General features: G+C 60.2%; 31 protein-coding genes. 5 read left to right on the forward strand and 26 right to left on the reverse strand.

The window, feature by feature from the left end:
- Nucleotides 1-17: 17 nt before the first annotated feature.
- The 3 genes from AC0L3A_RS06565 to AC0L3A_RS06575 form a co-directional block, all read right to left on the reverse strand.
- Nucleotides 18-740 (reverse strand): hypothetical protein, encoded by a 723-nt coding sequence (locus AC0L3A_RS06565; protein ID WP_473253861.1) that lies wholly within the window; start codon nt 738-740, stop codon nt 18-20.
- Between the two features lie 243 nt (nt 741-983).
- On the reverse strand, nt 984-1,589 hold the full coding sequence (locus AC0L3A_RS06570) for a hypothetical protein (RefSeq protein WP_473253862.1): 606 nt from the start codon (nt 1,587-1,589) through the stop codon (nt 984-986).
- Nucleotides 1,590-1,600: 11 nt separating this feature from the next.
- Nucleotides 1,601-1,954, reverse strand: coding sequence for a hypothetical protein (locus tag AC0L3A_RS06575; protein ID WP_473253863.1), 354 nt, complete (start codon nt 1,952-1,954; stop codon nt 1,601-1,603).
- 90 nt (nt 1,955-2,044) lie between these two features.
- On the opposite strand from AC0L3A_RS06575, the gene AC0L3A_RS06580 reads away from it, so the two are divergent.
- Nucleotides 2,045-2,290, forward strand: coding sequence for a helix-turn-helix domain-containing protein (locus tag AC0L3A_RS06580; protein WP_473253864.1), 246 nt, complete (start codon nt 2,045-2,047; stop codon nt 2,288-2,290).
- A gap of 180 nt (nt 2,291-2,470) precedes the next feature.
- A complete protein-coding gene (locus AC0L3A_RS06585; protein ID WP_473253865.1) occupies nt 2,471-2,863 on the forward strand; it encodes a Rap1a/Tai family immunity protein in 393 nt (130 codons plus the stop codon).
- Between the two features lie 495 nt (nt 2,864-3,358).
- Here the strand turns inward: AC0L3A_RS06585 and AC0L3A_RS06590 are convergent, their stop codons facing one another.
- A complete protein-coding gene (locus AC0L3A_RS06590) occupies nt 3,359-3,607 on the reverse strand; it encodes a hypothetical protein (RefSeq protein WP_473253866.1) in 249 nt (82 codons plus the stop codon).
- Nucleotides 3,608-3,641: 34 nt separating this feature from the next.
- Between AC0L3A_RS06590 and AC0L3A_RS06595 the strand changes: the two genes are divergently transcribed.
- Nucleotides 3,642-4,328 (forward strand): hypothetical protein, encoded by a 687-nt coding sequence (locus AC0L3A_RS06595; RefSeq protein WP_473253867.1) that lies wholly within the window; start codon nt 3,642-3,644, stop codon nt 4,326-4,328.
- Nucleotides 4,329-4,843: 515 nt separating this feature from the next.
- On the opposite strand, the gene AC0L3A_RS06600 is transcribed toward AC0L3A_RS06595, so the two are convergent.
- The 18 genes from AC0L3A_RS06600 to AC0L3A_RS06685 form a co-directional block, all read right to left on the reverse strand.
- A complete protein-coding gene (locus AC0L3A_RS06600; RefSeq protein ID WP_473253868.1) occupies nt 4,844-5,038 on the reverse strand; it encodes a hypothetical protein in 195 nt (64 codons plus the stop codon).
- Nucleotides 5,035-5,421: a hypothetical protein gene (locus AC0L3A_RS06605; RefSeq protein WP_473253869.1), complete on the reverse strand. Its 387-nt coding sequence runs from the start codon at nt 5,419-5,421 to the stop codon at nt 5,035-5,037. Before AC0L3A_RS06605 ends, AC0L3A_RS06600 begins: the two co-directional genes overlap by 4 nt.
- Nucleotides 5,418-5,864, reverse strand: a complete 447-nt coding sequence (locus AC0L3A_RS06610) for a DUF5681 domain-containing protein (RefSeq protein WP_473253870.1) — start codon at nt 5,862-5,864, stop codon at nt 5,418-5,420. Before AC0L3A_RS06610 ends, AC0L3A_RS06605 begins: the two co-directional genes overlap by 4 nt.
- A gap of 18 nt (nt 5,865-5,882) precedes the next feature.
- Nucleotides 5,883-6,311 (reverse strand): hypothetical protein, encoded by a 429-nt coding sequence (locus tag AC0L3A_RS06615; RefSeq protein WP_473253871.1) that lies wholly within the window; start codon nt 6,309-6,311, stop codon nt 5,883-5,885.
- Between the two features lie 3 nt (nt 6,312-6,314).
- Entirely contained in the window at nt 6,315-6,653 is a 339-nt protein-coding gene (locus tag AC0L3A_RS06620; RefSeq protein ID WP_473253872.1) for a hypothetical protein, read from the reverse strand.
- Nucleotides 6,654-6,836, reverse strand: a complete 183-nt coding sequence (locus AC0L3A_RS06625; protein ID WP_473253873.1) for a hypothetical protein — start codon at nt 6,834-6,836, stop codon at nt 6,654-6,656.
- 170 nt (nt 6,837-7,006) lie between these two features.
- Entirely contained in the window at nt 7,007-7,333 is a 327-nt protein-coding gene (locus tag AC0L3A_RS06630; RefSeq protein WP_473253874.1) for a hypothetical protein, read from the reverse strand.
- A gap of 60 nt (nt 7,334-7,393) precedes the next feature.
- The gene (locus tag AC0L3A_RS06635; RefSeq protein WP_473253875.1) at nt 7,394-7,534 is read right to left on the reverse strand and encodes a hypothetical protein; all 141 of its coding nucleotides are present in this window, start codon (nt 7,532-7,534) and stop codon (nt 7,394-7,396) included.
- An 11-nt stretch (nt 7,535-7,545) separates the two neighbouring features.
- Nucleotides 7,546-8,094, reverse strand: coding sequence for a hypothetical protein (locus tag AC0L3A_RS06640; RefSeq protein WP_473253876.1), 549 nt, complete (start codon nt 8,092-8,094; stop codon nt 7,546-7,548).
- A 176-nt stretch (nt 8,095-8,270) separates the two neighbouring features.
- Nucleotides 8,271-8,576, reverse strand: a complete 306-nt coding sequence (locus AC0L3A_RS06645; protein WP_473253877.1) for a helix-turn-helix domain-containing protein — start codon at nt 8,574-8,576, stop codon at nt 8,271-8,273.
- On the reverse strand, nt 8,563-8,871 hold the full coding sequence (locus tag AC0L3A_RS06650) for a TSCPD domain-containing protein (protein WP_473253878.1): 309 nt from the start codon (nt 8,869-8,871) through the stop codon (nt 8,563-8,565). The genes AC0L3A_RS06645 and AC0L3A_RS06650 overlap by 14 nt, the downstream gene beginning before the upstream one ends.
- Nucleotides 8,868-10,481, reverse strand: a complete 1,614-nt coding sequence (locus AC0L3A_RS06655) for an AAA family ATPase (RefSeq protein WP_473253879.1) — start codon at nt 10,479-10,481, stop codon at nt 8,868-8,870. The genes AC0L3A_RS06650 and AC0L3A_RS06655 overlap by 4 nt, the downstream gene beginning before the upstream one ends.
- Entirely contained in the window at nt 10,481-10,732 is a 252-nt protein-coding gene (locus AC0L3A_RS06660; RefSeq protein WP_473253920.1) for a winged helix domain-containing protein, read from the reverse strand. Before AC0L3A_RS06660 ends, AC0L3A_RS06655 begins: the two co-directional genes overlap by 1 nt.
- Nucleotides 10,733-10,749: 17 nt before the next feature.
- Complete coding sequence (locus AC0L3A_RS06665; protein ID WP_473253880.1) at nt 10,750-10,941, reverse strand: hypothetical protein; 192 nt, start codon at nt 10,939-10,941, stop codon at nt 10,750-10,752.
- Between the two features lie 87 nt (nt 10,942-11,028).
- On the reverse strand, nt 11,029-11,280 hold the full coding sequence (locus tag AC0L3A_RS06670; protein WP_473253882.1) for a hypothetical protein: 252 nt from the start codon (nt 11,278-11,280) through the stop codon (nt 11,029-11,031).
- 139 nt (nt 11,281-11,419) lie between these two features.
- Nucleotides 11,420-12,370 (reverse strand): hypothetical protein, encoded by a 951-nt coding sequence (locus tag AC0L3A_RS06675; RefSeq protein ID WP_473253883.1) that lies wholly within the window; start codon nt 12,368-12,370, stop codon nt 11,420-11,422.
- Nucleotides 12,371-12,460: 90 nt separating this feature from the next.
- Nucleotides 12,461-13,729 (reverse strand): tyrosine-type recombinase/integrase, encoded by a 1,269-nt coding sequence (locus tag AC0L3A_RS06680; protein ID WP_473253885.1) that lies wholly within the window; start codon nt 13,727-13,729, stop codon nt 12,461-12,463.
- Nucleotides 13,730-14,016: 287 nt separating this feature from the next.
- The gene (locus tag AC0L3A_RS06685; RefSeq protein WP_007598219.1) at nt 14,017-14,226 is read right to left on the reverse strand and encodes a hypothetical protein; all 210 of its coding nucleotides are present in this window, start codon (nt 14,224-14,226) and stop codon (nt 14,017-14,019) included.
- A 167-nt stretch (nt 14,227-14,393) separates the two neighbouring features.
- Between AC0L3A_RS06685 and dinB the strand changes: the two genes are divergently transcribed.
- The gene (dinB, locus tag AC0L3A_RS06690; protein WP_473253886.1) at nt 14,394-15,497 is read left to right on the forward strand and encodes a DNA polymerase IV; all 1,104 of its coding nucleotides are present in this window, start codon (nt 14,394-14,396) and stop codon (nt 15,495-15,497) included.
- A 114-nt stretch (nt 15,498-15,611) separates the two neighbouring features.
- Here dinB and AC0L3A_RS06695 read toward each other — a convergent pair whose 3' ends face one another.
- Both AC0L3A_RS06695 and AC0L3A_RS06700 read right to left on the reverse strand, forming a co-directional pair.
- Nucleotides 15,612-15,905: a hypothetical protein gene (locus AC0L3A_RS06695; RefSeq protein WP_007598221.1), complete on the reverse strand. Its 294-nt coding sequence runs from the start codon at nt 15,903-15,905 to the stop codon at nt 15,612-15,614.
- Between the two features lie 227 nt (nt 15,906-16,132).
- Complete coding sequence (locus AC0L3A_RS06700; protein ID WP_473253887.1) at nt 16,133-16,819, reverse strand: DNA-3-methyladenine glycosylase I; 687 nt, start codon at nt 16,817-16,819, stop codon at nt 16,133-16,135.
- Between the two features lie 219 nt (nt 16,820-17,038).
- Here AC0L3A_RS06700 and AC0L3A_RS06705 point away from each other — a divergent pair, with 219 nt between their 5' ends.
- The gene (locus AC0L3A_RS06705) at nt 17,039-17,866 is read left to right on the forward strand and encodes a metallophosphoesterase family protein (protein WP_473253888.1); all 828 of its coding nucleotides are present in this window, start codon (nt 17,039-17,041) and stop codon (nt 17,864-17,866) included.
- Here AC0L3A_RS06705 and AC0L3A_RS06710 read toward each other — a convergent pair.
- Together AC0L3A_RS06710 and AC0L3A_RS06715 are read right to left on the reverse strand one after the other, a co-directional pair.
- The gene (locus AC0L3A_RS06710; RefSeq protein WP_473253889.1) at nt 17,805-18,290 is read right to left on the reverse strand and encodes a Crp/Fnr family transcriptional regulator; all 486 of its coding nucleotides are present in this window, start codon (nt 18,288-18,290) and stop codon (nt 17,805-17,807) included. The two genes, AC0L3A_RS06705 and AC0L3A_RS06710, sit on opposite strands and share 62 nt — an antisense overlap.
- A 57-nt stretch (nt 18,291-18,347) precedes the next feature.
- On the reverse strand, nt 18,348-18,896 hold the full coding sequence (locus AC0L3A_RS06715; RefSeq protein WP_473253890.1) for a GNAT family N-acetyltransferase: 549 nt from the start codon (nt 18,894-18,896) through the stop codon (nt 18,348-18,350).
- Nucleotides 18,897-18,959: the final 63 nt, after the last annotated feature.

The following is an 18,959-nucleotide window of genomic DNA, read 5'->3' on the forward strand; positions in this document are numbered from 1 at the left end:
CGGCGGGCTCGGCAGCACTAGCCGATTTCCGCAACGCCGTTGACGATATCGGTTACCAGCCGATCGTAATCCGTCATCTCGGCGTACTCCGCTTCGCCCGTTTCCTCAAAGAACCACTTGATCGCCATGCGGGCCTTAGCTCGAATGCCGGCCGGCGTGAGCGCGGGAGTTTTGATCACCAATTCCTGAAGGGGAAGGACCTGCTTGAAATAGATTTCATTTAACCGATCCTCGACTTCATGGAAGCCAATCTGATCCTTGATGGCATCGACCCGCGCCGTGTAGGCGTCCAGAGAAGTGACGGCCTCGTTTAGGCGTTGTTGCCGCCTCTCATCGGGCGTGCTTTCGAACAAATGAAGATACTCATCCTTTGGGCGAGCATTTGCGTCGTCCCAGGATCCTGTAGGCGCGCACTGGTCAGGGCCAATGTAGGTCCAGTTCAGCTGCGGAACATCGCGTTTCCGTCTCAGGTCGAACGGGCAATAGAAGTTCTTTTCGCCTCGCCCAACATGGTCGACGTTCAGCCAATCGTTGGGACGCCATCGTAACGCTTCCGGCTTCTCGGGCCGAAGCTGGATGAATTGCCCGTAGACCTCATCCCAACGCGCTTGGGCCGCATCGTAGGCCGGCTTCAATTCTTGCAACCGCGTCACTGCGTCAAGAATAGCGCTATCAGCTTCAACCGCCGCCAAAGCTGGGCTGGCAGCTGCGATTGCCGTTGCACTTACCATCATATTCATGACTGATCTCCTGCTGATCTGTACCCCTGGCTCCTGAATGTTTGAGCCGGAGGATGGTTCTGAGCCGGCTTGTCCCAGCTGACATGCGTCGAGCCCGCTTTCCAGAAGTGAGAAAGATGTCGAAAATTGTCGGGCGCCTAGGGCGCCATCCGTTACCGCATTGCTCATGTGTCTTCTCGAGTTTGTGGATTGATATTGGCTGAGCACCGCCCGGGCTCAGTTGGTCGCGAAGGACGAGGCAAACTATGGTTGCTTCACCTCCTTCCGGGCTTGCCAACCGAACAGTTGGGGCCAAAGGGGGTCGAAGTGTTCGCAGAGTGCTTCAAAGGCAGCACGGGCTGCGCTCTCGACCAACTCGATATGCAGGCGCGGCCAAACAGCCGTTGCCTGCACCTGCGGCGTCCAATGGCTCGAGCTGTAGCCTTCGCGGGCCCCCTCGATCGTTTCGTGGAAGTAGCCCTCGCACTGTCCTACCGTGCCGAACCTCAGAGCAAGCATGCCGATTTCGCGCTGCTGCTCGAGTGACAACCGATCCCACGCCTTGCCGGCATCAAACGCGGCGAGCTCGTGAAATGTGGGCAAGCGATCCGAAGGGGGAATTTCTGCTTCGGACTGCGCGATTTCTTCGAAAGCCGAGCCGCCCCGACGCACACCGATGATGGTCCTCGCGTTCCAGATAGCCGCGCGCTTGCGCTCGCCCTTCTGCAGAAGGACGTCGACCATGCCGCGGGGGGTCTTGGCGCCAGCGCTGACGCTAAGCACGACTTCCCCGGAGCCGGTCAGGTCACCGCGCAGAAGATGGCGCGCGGGGACTTTGACGATGGTGCTTTGGTTGCAGGATGCGAGCACGGTCCGACTCCTCATGCCCAACGCTGAGCGGGAAGATCGAAAGCCGGAGCCATGCCAGTGCGAGCGACGCGAGCCTCAGCGAAGCCGCTGCGCATCTGGAGCGCGAGGTAATACCGATAGGGGCGGTTGACGTGATGGGCCCGCCCTCGGCAGGCGAGTTCGTCGGCATAGTCCGCCTTTGCTCGGGCATGGGCTTCGATCATGATTTTGGATCGAATCGCGAGGTGGAGGGAGCGCGGCTTGGTGTTGACGGAAACCTCACGGCGGACCATCGCCGGGGTGCGGTTGAACTGCTCGGCCTGTTGATTGGGGAGAAATGGTGAGGACATAGCTCCGCCGTTCACCGAGAAGGTGGCTTTGCTCATCGGGGTTGCTCTCGCAGTGGCTATTTGATAGAAATTCTATTAACACGCTCTGACGCAGCAATCAATAGAAATTCTATCAATGGAGCTCGAATGTTTTCAGTCCGTCAGATGAAGGCCGCGCGCGCGCTGCTCGCATGGTCACAGGGCGACCTGGCCGACGCCTCAGGCGTGTCTGAGCCAACCATCGCTAGGCTTGAGTCGGAGGATAGCGAACAGGTGGGCGGTCGGGCGGAGACAAGCGCGAAACTTAAGGCCGCTCTAGAGAAGGCTGGCGTCGAGTTCATCCCAGAGAACGGCGGAGGCGCTGGGGTGAGGATGAAGAAGAGAAAGCGCTGATTTTTTATTCAGAAGTACCCCCCCAATTTGGGGCCCCACCCCGCACACTTGCGAGCGACAAAAGGGGTCTTTCGACAGGGGCGGGCAAGCCGAAAATGCCCCCGAACTTACGCACTCCATAAAAGCAGCGATTACTTATTCCGAAAAAGCAGTTTGGGCCTGATTCCAAAGGGCAAAAAAATGATCGCGAAAATCAAAATAAATCGAATTTTCGGACTCCTACTGGCTGCTTGGATGCTGGCCAGCTTTCCACCGTCGGCTGAAGCTCAGATGGTGAGCGTTGATGGCAACATGCTTCTGAGCATGTGCAATGCAAACATCAATCAAGAGCGGACCGGCGACTGGGCCATGAAAGGGGGGACATGCTTGGGATACCTGACCTCGATCGTAAACATCCAAATGTCAGGCGCCTCGATTGGCGGCCGTAAGTCGTGCATTCCCGCCAACGCCGACATGAACCAGATAGTTGACGTGTTCAGGGCATACATGCGGGGTCATCCCGAGCGGCGGAATCTTTTGGCGGCAAATCTTGCAGCTGAAGCATTCGGGGCCGCCTTCCCCTGCCACCAGTAATCCCCCGGAAATCGGTTTTGCATTGCAAGGCCGAGCGTCCGTGCCTTGATCACACTGCAGGGCTCGCTTGCTATCGACCTGCCGCCGGAGGAACATGTTCGCGCGGAACTCGGAAGGCCCTGGTCTCATCAACCGGATCCCCGACCGAGCCATCCGCGATCCTGTGGCCCGGCCCGATAACGCTGGTCGTCTCAAACACGCTGGCGAGAGGATAACTGGGGATGACGCAGGCCGCTAGAGGCGGTTCTAGAACGCCGATGGCGGGCCGATGCACCTATGAACGACGGTGAAATCGTTCGATGGGAGCTGTAACCGCAACCCTTGGGTCTGCGGCGCGCTGCGGCCCGGAGGTATTGAGATGCGAAAGCAACTCATCGTCCGGTGTCACGTAACTGTGGATGTCGCCGCCTGCATTCGTGCAGTCGCGGTCCTCATCTATCTGCTGGCGTGATGTCGCGGGGGCCAGGCTTGTCCTGGTCCCCCGCTTCGCGCGTACTAGGCCGGCTCGAGCCCGCCATTGAATCGCATAAAGCGGGCCATCACAGCCGCTGCCTCTTCCGAAGCAAATTTCGCCAGAACAGATGCCGGCTTCATAGGGTGCCTGGAGTCTACTTTGACCAAGTAGAGACCAAACCCGTCAAAAGCTGGATTTTCGGCCATCGCGGCTTCCGCCTCGACTGTGGTAATCTCACAGATGCAGAGGCTTTCCTGATTCGATAAGGCGGTCACGGCTTGAATGGTCATGGCTGCGATCCCCTTTTTTTAAGGCCGAATCACTATGCTTAACACACCTTCCATTTCTGTAAATAAGCTCGCTGAATACATTGTCAGCCGAGGTGCTCGGCAGCGCCAGATACTCAAGGACCGGAAGTATCCCGATGAGGATTTCAATTTGGGCATGTATCACCGAGAAGCAGCAGAAGCTGTCTCACAATATCTAGCCGGTGGCGCGGTCGATCCATCTCCCATCACGGCAAGACTCTCATCCCTTGCGCAGGCCGCGCCCGACAAGATTGGGACCGCGCGGCGAGTGAACGCCAACATCGATGCGTTGGAGCGCTTTCTAGAGATGCTAGACGATGTCGATCTACTCGGCGCCGCGCCAACCTTGGGGAGCAATAATTCTCCAAAATTGCCCTTTCACAATGTGCAAATTAGCGTGCGACCGGAGATCATTTTGCGTGGTGTTGGCCCAAAAAACCAGAAGTGCGTCGGTGCAATCAAGTTCCATTTCTCGAAGACAAGACCGATGGATGACGAGGTGGCTGGGTATGTTTCTGCAGTAGTGCAGGAGTACAGCAAGCTTCACCTGGTAGACCACGACGAAATCGTGCATCCGAGCTATTGCCAGGTCATCGATGTCGCGTCGGGGAAAATCTTCGCTGGAGTCAAGGCGACGGCAAAGAGAATGAAGGACGTGGCGGCGGAGTGTCAGAACATCGCCGCTCTGTGGCCTTCGATTTAGCCGCGGATGATGGGGACGCCCTTCAGTGGAACGACCCTTCGGGGTATCTGCAATGCTGGGCCTGCCATTCCTCTACAGTGAGAGGGTGGCGCCTACCTCCATCGTAGAGCACCGCGTGACCTCTGAAGGCAACGTGAGCGAGACCGGCCTCCAACCACTGTTCGACTGTCTCCATGCGCAGCGGGAGATCGGTCTCCGGTATCGGGCAGATAGCGACGACGACGTCAGGGATGCCCTGACTTCCCCGGCTATCCTCGAGCTTTTCGATTCTCTGCCTAAGCCCCCGAGTCATAGATCGGCCCTCAGACCGGCGGCAACGGCCGCAGCACGCTGTTGGGGACTGGCTTGGGTACTCCGCCGCTGATGCAGGTTGAGTTCCTGCAGCGCTTCATGGTCGCCTGCCACGGCCCGATCGGTGAGGCATTTCCGGCGTCCATAGGATAACGCCGGCGGACCGGGGCGATGACGCTGCTCAAGCTTGGCGACGCGATCCTGAAAATTTGCCATACCGCGCGTCAATGGAGGGGTCTCCAGCCGGTGAGCGAAAGAAAACCATCGCGCGGGCCGACTTTCCCCGCCGCGACCAGTTCGGCAATCTGCCGGTCACTGTCGGCACGATCAGCGGCCTTGATGAAATGCACCACTCGATCACCGACAGACTTACGTCGCTCCAGCAGTGCAATGCGCTTTCCGATGGCTCCTCGCGTCATGTTGCCACTCCGAAAACCATCTGCAGCAGATCGCTGTCGGGCAACTCGCGCATCCGGCGCGACGAAACCGCAGGGGTCTGCGCGAATCCAGGATCACGCGGGCAGGCGCCTTCTACTTCGCGGCCGAGGGACCGCAAGAGATATTCGTTTTCGACGGCGCCGAGTTCCGATGACAGCCGATTGTTATACCATCGTGGCTCAGGTAGCGGGTCGTCGCCGAACCATTCGGCGCAGATAACCCGATCGCCGGACGCAAACCTCGCACCGCTGGTAGCTGTCTTCACGTCGGCATCGGGCCGACGCCAAACCAGCAGCAATTCGTCAGGTCGCCGCCGACTGGCTTCCAGCTTAACGATCCGGTTTTCGATGTTGCGCGCGATCATTGCGAGGTCATCCTTTCCAAGCGTTCCAGCCGCTCGGCCAGTTCGGCGGTCTCAAACGCCTTTACATAACTGTCGATCAGTTTGCCGATCTCGGCAGCGTCGGATGGGGTGATTTCGCCCGACGCGACCGCAGCGAGGACAGCGGAGACGACGGCTGCCGCATCTTGGGCGCTCTTGATCTCGGGCAGCGTGAACGTCACGGGCCTGTCCTTGCGAGGGGGCAGGATGCGATCCAGGCAGAGGCGCAGTGCGGCCATGTCCCCCGCCAAGGCTAGATCGATTGCCTTTTGCGTGAGGGCGGTAGCCTGACCGTGCAAGAGGGTTTCCAGCGCCAATGTCGTGGCATTCCGCGACCCCCGCGGGCGACCGCTCGGATTGCCGGATTGACCCTTCTGAAACGGGCGACCGCGCTGTTTTTCGATTGTTTTATCAGTGCCAGACATCTCGGAAATCTTCGTAAGCTAGTTCGCGGCCATGATGATCCAGTTGGCCCCATCACTTTGGAGCCTGGCCCACTTCCCGGCCGTATTCGTCAGAAGGGCCGTGCCCGCCGCACCTCCAGCGAGAGGCAAAACGTTGGACGAGGCGCTGTTAACGGTCTGAGCCGCGACGCTCTTCACATACAGCCAGCGCCCTGGGTAGGACGCAGGATTGGGCAGCGTCGCCGTAAATGTGCCCGAAGCGTTGAAGATGACGGAGCTATCCGTCGCGCCTACATTCCCCGATGTTCCGGTTAACGTCCTGGGCGAACTGGAAATAAAAACAGTTGATATGAGGGAAACCATATCGAGGCTGAAAGTAAATGCGCTCCCGATTTTCGAGAGAAGCAATGGCGCCTGAACTTGAACCAGCGCGGGAAAGTTCGTCCGTGTCTTCAGCTTGAGTGCCATCGATCAAACCCCCTCGAGCACGACAATCGTGCCGTCCATCAAATCCACCACGACACCATCGATCGTCACCTTGATCCCGAAGCGGTGCGTGCCGGCGAACAGGTTTTGCAAGTCGGTGGCTTCGAACCGCCATTGAAAGCCGGGCCCAGGGAGGGTGACTTTCCCATTGTCGATCGTCGCCGTCACGAGGGAAGAACAGTCGTCCATAATCGAGACGCGAATGTCGAGCGGATCCACAGTCGTGAGATCTGTGACGGTTCCGTCGGCCTCGTCGACAATCTCCATTACATCGCTGAGCCAAGTTGCCTTATTCGAGATTACGGCGATTTGACCGGTGTACATTTACGCCGCTCCCGTGAACTGCCGCGGGTCCACGCCGTCCGCCTTAAGCCGCACGATAACCGACTGGCGCAGGTATTCAGATTTCGATTGGCACTTTCGTCGAGCCGCGGCGTCGATCGCCTCTGACAAGCCAACCGGCGCACGAAACTGCACCAGTTGCTCAAACTTGAAGGGTTCGTCCATCTCTCGTCCTCATGCGATCTGCACGAGGTTGTAAGTACGACTGGGGGACCGGCCCCGCCATATCAACGTTGCGGATCTTGCGGCAGTTGATGGGACTGCGAGATCTGCACGCTGAATGCATGAAACCCCGGGCAACTCAGTCGCCCGGGGCATTTCACCGTTCACTTGTGCTACTTAGTCGTCGAGCCGGTAACAACTGGGCCAGACCCAGGAATAACCGTATCGGCGATGACCCCCGCCGCTACCGGGGCAGCTTTGTCTAGTGGTTTGCCGATGCGCTCGTGCACCTTGTCAGCCTCTCTCGCGGCGTGTGAGCCAAAGATCGGCTTGATAAAGGTATCGGCCAGAAATCCGCCGGCATGAGCGGTAGAAACTCCCGAGATAGCAAGCGCTCCCACAAGAGCCGCGGCCTTCAAACGTTGCTTCGTCATCAGCTTTCTCCTTTCGAGATGATCCCCCGGGAATGGGTTGAAATCCGGAGGCGTGATGACGATCATTTCAGCTCGGCTCTTGCCTGTCCTTCGATGGACAAATGTCAACAATTTGCATTGTCGCGGCTAACGGTTGCCCCCATCCGAGTGTCCTGCCATCGCGATGGCGAACTTGATCGTCATTGCGGTCAGATCGATGCGGACCGGCGCAACCGAAAGCGCAATGACAAGACCAAAAACGGCTGATGCTATTTTGAGCTGACGCATCAATTGAGCCCTCACTCGTAGATCTTGATGATGTTGTAGTAGGCCGCCTTGGCATCATCCGGGAAAAATTCGATGCCGGCGGTTTTATCAAACGGGTTCGCTTCCTGAGCCGCCACCACGTCTGGAATGATACGTCGCAGCGCCAACATCTTCCTTACGCGGGCGGCCTGCTCGACGTCGAAGTAGTACTTTAGCTCCTTTCCGACTTGGCGCTCGGAAATCATCTCTAAGTCGGTCGCGCGCTTGATTGCCCTCTGCGCGGTCGGCTTGGAGCACTCGATTGTCAGGCGGACGCGGTCGTTGAGGTCACCGGCATTAGGCGGTCCGTGATCTTTGGCCTCCGAGTGGATCAACATCTCGACTACTGCCATGAGCTTAGTTGGCACCTTGAATCCGTACAGGTGGTGATAGATCGTTTCTCGCAGTGCGATGGGATTGTTGGCCGTGATGGAATCCCGTCGCTGCATCAGGGTCGCGGCCTGACGGTCGGTGTATGGCCCATCGGGCGAAAAACTTCGCTTTTGCCCAGGTTCTCCAAAGGATCTGCCATCGCGAGACATTCCGTTCTCCCATAGAATGTGTTTGGACTGCTATTGGGGTTCGGGAATTGTGGCAATTTGTGGCGAGGACAACTCTTTGTCTCGTGCCATGGACCATTGAAATTCCAACTGCGGACAACCACCGCACCGAGGTCTGCTCGGCGAACGAAGGCGTATAGCCAAATTAGCCGCCGCCCTTATGCGGTGTTAAGCACGGGAACGCCTAATCGTTCAAAGTAGACCCGGACCAACGAGTATGAACGGTCTCCGTTGCGGTAGGCGGCGAGGGCCTTCCGATCATCATCAAGAAACATCGCAAGCGCGACCTTGCTCACCACCCAGACGCCTCCGCCAACTCTCCTGCCAAGCCCGTGCTGCACGCACCAATTGCGTAGGGTGGTCTCCGACTTACCAGCTCGAGCCGCCGCCTCTTTCAGGGATATGCCCTCGCGCGGATCGTAGGGCGTGAGAACCTTCCAACGAGAATCCTCAGGCGCCCTCATGTTCAACCTTTCTCAGCAGCGTCGCCAAAGGACCAGCCGAGGCGCCCGCCCGCGCCAAGGCGTGTTGGATGGTCTCAACCGGACAACCATGCTGGAGGGCCAAGGACGCGACAATTGCCGCGTCCTGAGCGTTGGTTTCGGCAGCCGTGCCGACCTTCGTCCCGTTGATGAAGACTTCTGCGATCCGGCCGTCCTCGAACCGGCCAATGCCGCCGGTATAGGACTGGCCGTCGCATTCGAACCGGAAGAGCCAATGGGCTCTTCGGTCCTTCAGCCGGGTTCGGAGGCCCATCATCGCGCACCTCCGACATCTCCATGGGCGCCCAGATTGTCCATAGGCGCCCCTGTCTGGGAGGGGGCGCCCATGGGGTTTTTGGGCGCCCATGGTGCGTCCGGGAGCTCGAGCACATAGTGGGAGCCGGGGCCGAAGCCGGCTCGGCTGGACCTGACGCCCAGCTCGGTTCGCGCGTCGCGGAAGGCCTTGCTCTTGCTGAGCCGCTTGTCGTCCTCCAGCAGAGCCGCCGCTCGAGCCTGGCGCTCGACCTCCAAAACGTCCACCGGACCAGCCGACAAGATGTCCCGGAGGAACTGCGTGACCTCTTCCTTTCCGCCACCCGACTGGCCCTTCTTGGCCCCCCGGTTCTCGGATGCAGACAGCGCCTCATCGATCGACTCGCTGACATGGTCGCCCTCAAACATGACGTTGCTCGACATGACATCGTCCCCGACCAGGCGCTGCTCGAGCCGGAAGGCCAATCCCTTGCACTTCTTCCCGAGATTGTTCTTGGCCTGGAGCAAGAACCGGCGCTCGTCGTCCTCCGGATCCTCGATCACCGCGAAGGCAGCCCGAGCCGCAGCCACGAACGCGATGGACCCGGCGAAGCGGTTCAAGGCGCTTTGGTTGCCACCGCCGCCGCCCTTGTTCAGATGCGTCACCGCGACCACGGCGATCCGGAGACGGTTGGCCATATCTGCCAGCGGCTCCAGGACTTCGCGCGTCTCCACGTTTCCGTTGCCGTCGCTGCCCCCCATGTACGCCGAGATGGGGTCAACGATGATGAGCCGGACCGTACCGATTTTCCTCGCCATATCTTCCAGCAGATCGACGTCCGTCTTCAGGCTGAATGTCTTCCGTCCCGTCCCATCGGGTTTGGTAGCGGCAGACACGATGTGAACGCGCTCGCGGTCGGCTCCCGCCGCCATGAGGCGCGGGATGATGGTGTCCTGCACGCCATCCTCCGCAGACATGAAGATGACGTCGCCCGGAAGCGTCGATCCCTCGCCACACGGCCAGTGACCACCGTTCGAGACAACGGCCGACATGAACGCGGTCAACTGGCTCTTGCCGAGGCCCGGGGGACCGCCCAGCAGCACCAGCTTGCCCTCCGGGATGCGGCCCGGCCAAACCCAGACCAATTTCTCGGGCTCGAGCTCGCTGGCGCGATGCGCAATCAACCGGCGCTTTGACGGCTTCGAACCGGACGGCGCTTGCTCTGGTTTCTTAGCCTCGCTGGACACCCTTTCCGCACACTTGCCGATCAGATCCTCGATCTCGCGTCGATCACGACCAAAGTACCCATGGGCGAGCGCGATTTCATACAGCCGATCGACCATTACGTTTTTGGGCACCCACTGGCTCGCCACGGCATCGGCCAGCGTTGCTGCCCCCTCCGTGAAAACGGCGAGCTTGGCATCCTGAGACGCCAATGCGACGCTGCGCTTTACCTCGCGCAAGATTTTCGCGGCCGTGGGGCCATATTGCCGCTCATCACTGCGGTCCTTATCGGCTGCCTCGTCTCCGCGAAAGTGAGGGTTGTCAGACGACTGGGCGTTCGCTGACAGCGCCTCGGCGCGGCGCTTCAACTCGTCGGCCGTCAGGGGCGCGCGTGATTGATGAAAGTTCATTACGCGGCCTCCGCAACAACGGTGACGGGGGTTTCGAGTCGATATCGGCCATGCGTCCCGGGGAACGGCCCCCGGTGCGGTTCGTACTCGGTCGTGATGGTCAACCCAGCGCGACGCAGTTTGAAGATGTAGTGCGACCAGCGAGGCGCCGGGTGGTCGATCGTGGTGACACCAGCGGAACCCGCTTCAATCAAGCGCCGCAGAGTCCATGCCTCGCGACCGGTGAACGTCAGACTTGCCCCGCTTGGCATTCGGATGGTGATGCTGCTCACTGCTCCACCCCCGATCCGATGCCGGCCAGGTTCGCGATCAGATCGGCGACTGCCGGATTGACGCGGTATCGGCGTGCGACGAAGCTTCCAGCCCGCGTGGCCGGATGCACCACGACAACACGCCAGCTGAACAAGGGCAGTTCGGAAACTGATTGTGCTTTGAGATGTCGTTTGCTACAGGTTTTCAAGTTCAAGACTCCTAGAGAGCCCGGTGCGCACGATCTGATCCGCCAAGATGTGGATCGTGCAGCCGGGTTTTCGTTTCGGGATGATGGTTAGGCAACGCGACGGACTTCAGAAGTCGATCGCACCAGTGGGCCGATCTTCTTCTGCGCCCATGCGTCAAGGCCCGAGACCGGGTAGAGCGGAAAGCGCCCGGCCAGTCGGAACGGAGGGCCTTCAGAGCTTACGCAGGCCAATTTCGCGAGCGTCTTGGGCGAGCAAGGCACGTTGTATGTCTCGACAACGTACTTCGCAGCCTGCGCCCGGCGCAGCAGCCGTTCCGGTTTTTCGTCAGGTTCAGTCATTTGCGCTCCATTATGAGGGTGACCAATCCACCCGCTGCAACTCGGCGCAAAATGCAAAAATCTTGGGAAATCTGGTACTTCTGAGATTCCCGAATTGGCCAGTTCGGAACGGTCAATTTCCCGGACTGGCCAGTTCAGACTAGCTGACCGGCTTTTTCTTCGCTTTGGGAAAGCGGGCCTTGATCAAAGGCCGCAACTCGTCGCCGAGAGTCTTCTCCGCAATCCCGTTAAGGCCAAGGTCTTTGAGCTTCTGGTTTACTTCCTTGAACATCGCTCCAGCAGCGCCCTTCGCGCTTCGCCTGGAGGAGCCATTCTTCTCGTCGGACGCAAAGGCGTCGTAGAGTTCTTTGACTAGCTTCTTTTTCAGATCGGCACGCTCTTGTTTGACAGCAGGGCCTTGGGCTCGCCCCTTGACACTCTTCCAGCCGACGGCCGCCAGTTCGTGCTCGCCCTTGCCCTCGAAGTGCATCCAATGCCATGCATCTGCGAACTGATACAGTGCACGCATGAGCTGCTGATTGCCATTTGCGAGACGATGCACGAAATCGGATGCGGCCAGAAAATTCGCTGCGATTGCCGCGGGCGATAGAAATCCTTGCTTAATGCCGATCTCGAACCACCACCGTTGGAACGTACTCCGATCGATACGGTTCTTTGCTTTTCTTGTCCGAACGGATTGAGTCGCTTTTTCGGCCTCGCCAGCAATTCCAAAGAAGTCCTTTTCGTTAGCCTGCTGTAGCCATGAGTTCGCCGCTTCGAATAGCGAGGCGTAGGTTTCTGCCTCTACGTGGCCGGTGTGATTGCCAGTTGAGAAGGTCTCATCGAAATCCGAGAACAGGAAAGTCGTGACGGCGTCGCGAACTCCCCGCGTCTCATAATACGTCACGCTTCCACTTTCTTTGTGCTCGCTTTCCGCTCGCTTATGCTCCATCTCGACGGGAGCATAGCCGCGTTTCCGCGCCCCGGTTTTCTTGGCCGCGCCGTGATAGTTGAAAGTCCGGTGCGACTTACTCGCATCTCGAAGAACTTGCCGAAATTTGGTTGATCGCAACCAAGATTCCGGGAGGTTCCCGGTTTCTTTCTTTGCCACTGGCCCCTCCGCATGGAGCATCCGCAATGTGACGACGCGGCGGCTGGTGCGGACCAGCTTTTCGGGAGCTACCCTAGCCGCGCCGATTGGTCAGGCCTTCCGGAGATGGACGACCTTGCTTTGTTTCTTCCCGCTCATGGCATCGTCGATATGCCGGGCGATCCGATCAGCAGCAGCCAAGAGCGCTGAGTCGATCTTGTGAATGTACCCTTCCGTGACGCTCGCCCTGGAGTGCCCGATCAGGGCCTTGATAGTCGGAATCGAATAACCGAGATCCTCCGCCGTCGAGCTGAAGGAATGCCGCAGGCCATGGCTAGTGATTCCGGGCACCTCCTTGGCGGAGACCTTCTTCAGCCAGCGGGTAAGCCCGGTGTGGTGCTTCGATTCGGTCGTGACGGCAGGGAAGACGTACTTCGATTTGGACTTGGCCATTGCGGATTTCAGGACCGCGACAACGGCCGGCCCCACCGGGCGGATGCTTTTGCCGGACTTGCTGTCCCCTAGACGAAGAGCCATCCCGACCGGATCGACCTCGGTCTTCAGAAGGCCCTCTATCTCGTCCAGGCGGCAACCCGTCATTGCGGACGCCCGGCTTGCGAGAACGCGCTGCCAATGTTCGCCGCCTGCCTCGGCCACGGCGAGACACTTTCCGAGACGACGATAGCCGGCATCGTCCAGACGCCATTCCCGGGTCTGATCCTTTGGCCGCCTGATGCCGTTGATCGGATTGTCCGCCCGGTAGCCTTCATCGACCGCGTAGGTGAATATCCCGCCAAGAAGACCCATTGTCCGGGCGGCGGTACCTTTTCCGCCCTTCACAATCGCCCTGCCCCGGGTTTTGGTCTTCACGTCCGCGGCGGACTTACCGGCCATGATATCCCGCTGGAGACCCTTGGCGTCTGTCGAGGTGAAGCCCTTCACGGTCTTCTTGCCCACGAGCTTGATGATGTGCCGCTCAATCCGCCCCTTGTCGCTGTACAGGGTCGTCTGGCTCTTTGTTTCCCCTCGTCGCGTCAGGATCAGACCGCGCTCGGCCTTGTCGAGGTATTCCCGGCAGAGTTCCTCGATGGTCATGGCGCCGCGGGCCAGCTTTTTGCTCTCGACCGGGTCTGAGCCCCTCACGACGTCCGCCAAGGCAAGCTTAGCGTCGCGGCGAGCTTCCTCTGGGGTCAGAACACCATACCGGCCTAGCGTCAGCCGACGACTCCGGGCGTTCGCATTTCGGTACTGGACCACGAACGACTTTGCGCCGCTCTTTTTCACGCGCACGCCGAAACCACGGAGCTCATCGTCCCAAAGGAAGATGTCCTTTCCGTCGGTTTCGGCGGCGTCGACGATGCGTTTGGTCAGTTTCGGCAATTTTCCCTCAGGTAAGCACCGGGTAAGCAGGCGCCGGAAATCGATGGAAATTCGGAGCAACGACCGTAGCCCCCAAATCAGGCTGATTTCAGCCTATATCTGGAAGCCATCAATTCCAAGGGATTTCAGGTAAGCAGGGGTAACTTCCCCACCTTTGCCCTCCGAAGGCAAAGGTCACACGTTCGAATCGTGTCGGGTGCGCCAGTCTCTTCCAGTCCGCGCTGGAGCCCCCACCCGAGTGGCCTTGTTACCGCCCGCGCTCAAGTCATCGCCGGCTCAGCGCAAGCTCAATTCAGCATCGAGATGATCGCCTGGACCTGGTCGGAAGCCGACGTGACCAGTCCGTCGTACGACGTCTGGCCGTGTGCGGCCGCCTTCAGGATGCATTCGGCTACGGCCGCTTTCAGACCGAAGACCGACTGATCGGGCGGCACGCTCGCCATCACGGCCTCCAGCGCCTGACGCATGGTTCGAATGAGTTCGGAGCTGTATTGCATGGACTGTCCTCCGGCGGCTCATATTAGAGCGCATGCCCATGCTTGCCACTCACAAGCCTGAGATTGCTTTTTGATGGACTGGTACATCCCGCAGCGGCGGCCAGCCTGTGTCGACCGCTGAATCACATCACCTCGCGCTTCTCATCGCTCAATTGTATCATCTTGCCATGAGCGAATCCGACACGGTGACCGGCGAGACCTCGCCCGTCCGCAAGATCATCCATATCGACATGGATGCCTTCTACGCGTCCGTGGAACAACGCGATCATCCGGAGCTGCGCGGAAAGCCGGTCGCGGTCGGAGGCTCCGCGGAACGTGGCGTCGTCGCCGCCGCCAGCTATGAGGCCCGCGAGTTCGGCGTTCGCTCCGCCATGCCGTCCGTGACGGCGAAGCGACAATGTCCCGATCTGATCTTCGTCAAGCCGCGCTTCGAGGTCTACAAGGCGATCTCCAGGCAGATCCGCGACATCTTCGCGGAGCATACCGCCATCATCGAGCCGTTGTCGCTCGACGAGGCCTATCTCGACGTGACCGAAAACCTGCAAGGCATTCCGCTGGCACGCGACATTGCACTCAAGATCCGCGAGAGGATCAAGGCCGAGACGGGTCTCAACGCGTCGGCCGGCATCTCCTACAACAAGTTCCTGGCCAAGCTCGCCTCCGATCATCGCAAGCCCAACGGTCAGTTCGTGATCTCACCGGAGATGGGACCCGCCTTCGTCGAGACGCTGCCCGTCGGCAAATTCCATGGGATAGGCCCGGCCACGGGCGCGAAGATGAACGCGCTCGGCATGTTCACCGGTCTCGATATTCGTCGTCAGACGCTGGAGTTCATGAATGCGAATTTCGGCAAGTCGGGCGCCTATTACTACTGGATCTCGCGCGGTGTCGACGAACGGCCGGTCCGGGCCAACCGGGTCCGCAAGTCCATCGGCGCGGAGACCACGTTCTCAAGCGATCTCACCGAATTCGACACGCTGGTCGCCGGGCTCAAGCCGCTCGTCGACAAGGTGTGGCGCCATTGCGAGGCGACGGGCAGCCGCGGCCGCACCGTCACCTTGAAGATCAAGTTTGCCGATTTCGAGATCATCACGCGCAGCAGGTCCGCTCTTTCGCCGGTTGCAGGCCGGGACGATCTTGAGCGGCTGGCTTGCGGTCTGCTCGAAGGCGAGATGCCGCTGCCGAAGAGCGTCAGGCTCCTAGGAGTCTCGCTGTCTTCCCTCCAGGCCGGGGACGATGCGGAGCCGCCGCAACTGACTCTCGGCATCTGAACCAAACTGACGGGCTTTCCGCGGACGCAGACAGCCACGTAGAGCGCGCTCGCCACGCGAATCTACGGTGGCGGGTTTTCAGACTCGCCACCAAAGGTCGATCCCTAGGCCCGATCAATGCCTCACGTGCTCGAACACGACGATCACGCCGGTCGGCTCGGGCTCGTGCGCCATCAGGCGTGTCAGCTCGGAATCGCCCCAATCGGCGAGGCTGACGACTTCGCCGCTCTGGCGCTCGGTGCCGGGGGGCGCCGTGGGCTCGACGACCTTCAGCCCTGTCTCATCGACGAAGAAAGTGTGTTCGCCGAACATGCTGTTGAGCTGCGGCATGGCGGGATGCTCGTCGGGCAGCACCTGAGCGCCGAGCTGGTTGACGGTCTGCTTCACCTGTTCGGATGTGAGCTTCATGAGCTGCTCCGTTTCTGTCACGTCGGTTTCATTGAGCTGAGCCAGACCGGGCGTTCCCTGCGCCGATGTTCGCCTGGCCTATCTCCCGAACAGGTGCTCCGCACAAATGTTCCCGAAAAATGCATTTCGTGATCACGGGTTGCGCCCTGCCGCGCTTGCGGCACGAGATCGCCACAGGACGCACATGATTCGGCATCCCAAGAGCCGAATTCCAAGAGCCGAATTCGCTACTCGCTTCTGTTCTCGCCGACGGACAGCGCGCAGATGCGTGACAGATATGTGTAGGACAGCCCGGTCTCCTCGGCCCAGGCGTTGAACTGCGCCTGTACCTTGGCGAGATCGCCCTTCGACTTGACCTCTTCGGCAATGTCGAGACCCGCATCGCGCAGGCACGCCACGACGTCCCTGGACGTCACAAAGCCGTCCCAGCCGACGAACCGCAGCAGCATCTGGCCGGTGTTGCCGCCCAAGCGGCTGCCGCGCTTGCTCAGGAGATCGAGCAGGCCGATCTGGTCGGATGGCGGCCACTTCGCCAGAAACCTGCCGAAGCTGCCGTGCTCTCTTGCGATCTCCTGGACGAAGGCCGCGTTGTCGCGCACTGACCTGATCTTGGCACCGTTGCGCACGATGCGCGCGTCGCGCAGCAGGCCCTCCCAATAATCCTCCGGCTGGAAGGTGAGCTTGGCCGGCTGGAAACGCAGGAAGGCCTCTTCAAACCCGTCCCATTTCGTCTCGATCACGCTCCAGGCAAAGCCCGCGCAAAACACACGCTTCGTCATCTCGGCGAGGATGCGATCGTCACCGCGTTTGGCGAGGCCCTTCAGGTCGGGCTTTTCGGGCATCAGCTTTTCCAGCGCCTTGGCCCCGCCCTTGCGTTTTTCGGCGCGCGCACGAATGGTCTTGAAGGAGGTCATGGGGAGACGAGCTGTTGGGGACACGAGCTGTTGAGGATACGCCACGACATCAGAATTCGATGATCCGGTCCAGCCCGGCGACGCTTCGATACTTGCAGCCGCGGATGCGCCGCAGCATACTGCCCGCGTTGAATTGGCGAGAGACGCGGCTGGTCTGCTTCTTGCGTTCAGATATTTTGCAATCCCGAGCATTCTTGACGTCTCACCCCTGGATTTCCAATGCGCTGTCTGGTCGTGGCCGACCTGCACTATTCGCTGCCTCAGCTCGACTGGCTCGTCAGCGCCGCTCCGCAATTCGACCTCGTGATCTTCGCCGGCGATGCGCTCGACATCGGCTCGATGGTGGATTTTCGCGCGCAGATCGTGGTGGTGAAGAAGTACCTCGCGCTGCTCGCAGCAAAGACCCGCGTGATCCTCTGCTCCGGCAATCACGATCTCGACGAGCGCAATGCGGAAGGCGAAAAGATCTCGCGCTGGATTTCGGAGGTGCGCGAGTTGGGCATTGCCTGCGACGGCGACGGCCTCACCGTCGGCGACACGCTGTTCACGGTGTGCCCATGGTGGGATGGGCCTCTAGTCAAGCAACGCCTCGTCGCGCAGCTCGGCGCGGCCGCGGCCGGCCGGCCACGGCGCTGGATCTGGATCCATCATGCGCCGCCGGCGGATTCACCGACGAGCTGGGGCGGCAAACGCTTCTTCGGCGACGTCGAGCTGGTGCAATGGATCATGCAGTATCAGCCCTCGATGGTGATCTCGGGGCATGTGCATCAATCGCCGTTCATTACCGATGGTTCGTGGTTCGACCGGCTCGGCCAGACCTGGGTGTTCAACGCGGGCCTGCAGCCGGACCGACCGCCAACGTATATCGTGCTGGACCTCGATGCGGACAGGGCGTTCTGGCTTGCGGCCGGCGAGGCGCAATGGATCGATCTTGGCGCGCCGCTGAATCGGCCCGCCGCTCCGATCGAGACGCCGCCCGACTGGCTCACATTCTTGGATCGGATTGCCGATCCGAGCCTGGCGAGACCTCGAGCGGCGGCAGGTTGATCATGCTCTGGAGCACCTCGCCGACCATGGCCAGATGCGTGCCGTGGCCGGCGTATTGCTGCTTGAGATCGGCGAGATAGGTGTTGGCGACATTGAGCCGCTGCGCCAGCATCTTGGCGATCAGGAGTGCCACGCCCGCCTCCTGCTTGAGGAACGAGGCGGCATCCTCGAATTCGTAGACGACGGAGTCAGAGCAGGCCCGTACGGTCGCAGTGTGCGGCTGCCCCAGCAGCACCGACATTTCGCCCAGCACCGCGCCGGGCTCGGCCACCGTGGCGACCACCATCTCGCCCTTGAGCACTTCGAGCTTGCCCTGCATCAGCACATAGAGATGACCGGTGGTGCCGCCCTCGGCCACGATAGTCGTGCCGGCCGCAACCTGCCGCTCCGTCCCACCGGTGCAATAATCCAGAACTGCACGCATCCGACCAAGCTCCCGTCGCAGGGAGATACTAGGGCACGATCGGCGTCGCGCGCTTGCTCAAATTTGTGGCAAGCCCCGCACCCGCGACAGATGCTTCGCAAGATGGACCGACTGCCAGTCTCCGAGACCAGTGTCCTCGAACCCTGCCTTTTTCGCAAGGCCGCGCATCTCCGCGTTCACACGCGCGGTCTCGGCCGCAATCATCTCGTGACCGAGATCGCTCGCGTGCTTCTCCATGGCTGTCATCATGCGGAGGCCGACGCCCTTGCGCTGAAAGACGTCGGCAACGGAGATGGCGAAATCACCATGCCGTGCAGCCACATCGTAGGCGTATCTGGTTTCGCCGATGATCGTGCCTTGCCCTTCCTGCCTGATCTCGGCGAGCAGGGTGAAATGACCGGGATGGCTAATCCTGGCGACGCATTCGGCCGCGACCATTGCAAAGTCCGCGCGCGCGCCCATGAAGCGCTTGTTGCGCGATGTCGTGGAGAGGCTCGTGAAATAGATCGAGAGGCCCTCGACATCGAACGCGCTGGCCGGCCTGATACAGACCGTGGCGTTCGCTTCGGCGGACTCGACAATGGCATCCAGCAATAAGCGTAACATGCGCGAGGCTCTCGGCAGGTTGCATCGAATGCACACCTAGCCGAGACCACGCGCTGACCGCTT

It is taken from the genome of Bradyrhizobium sp. MI1.3 (assembly GCF_055811695.1).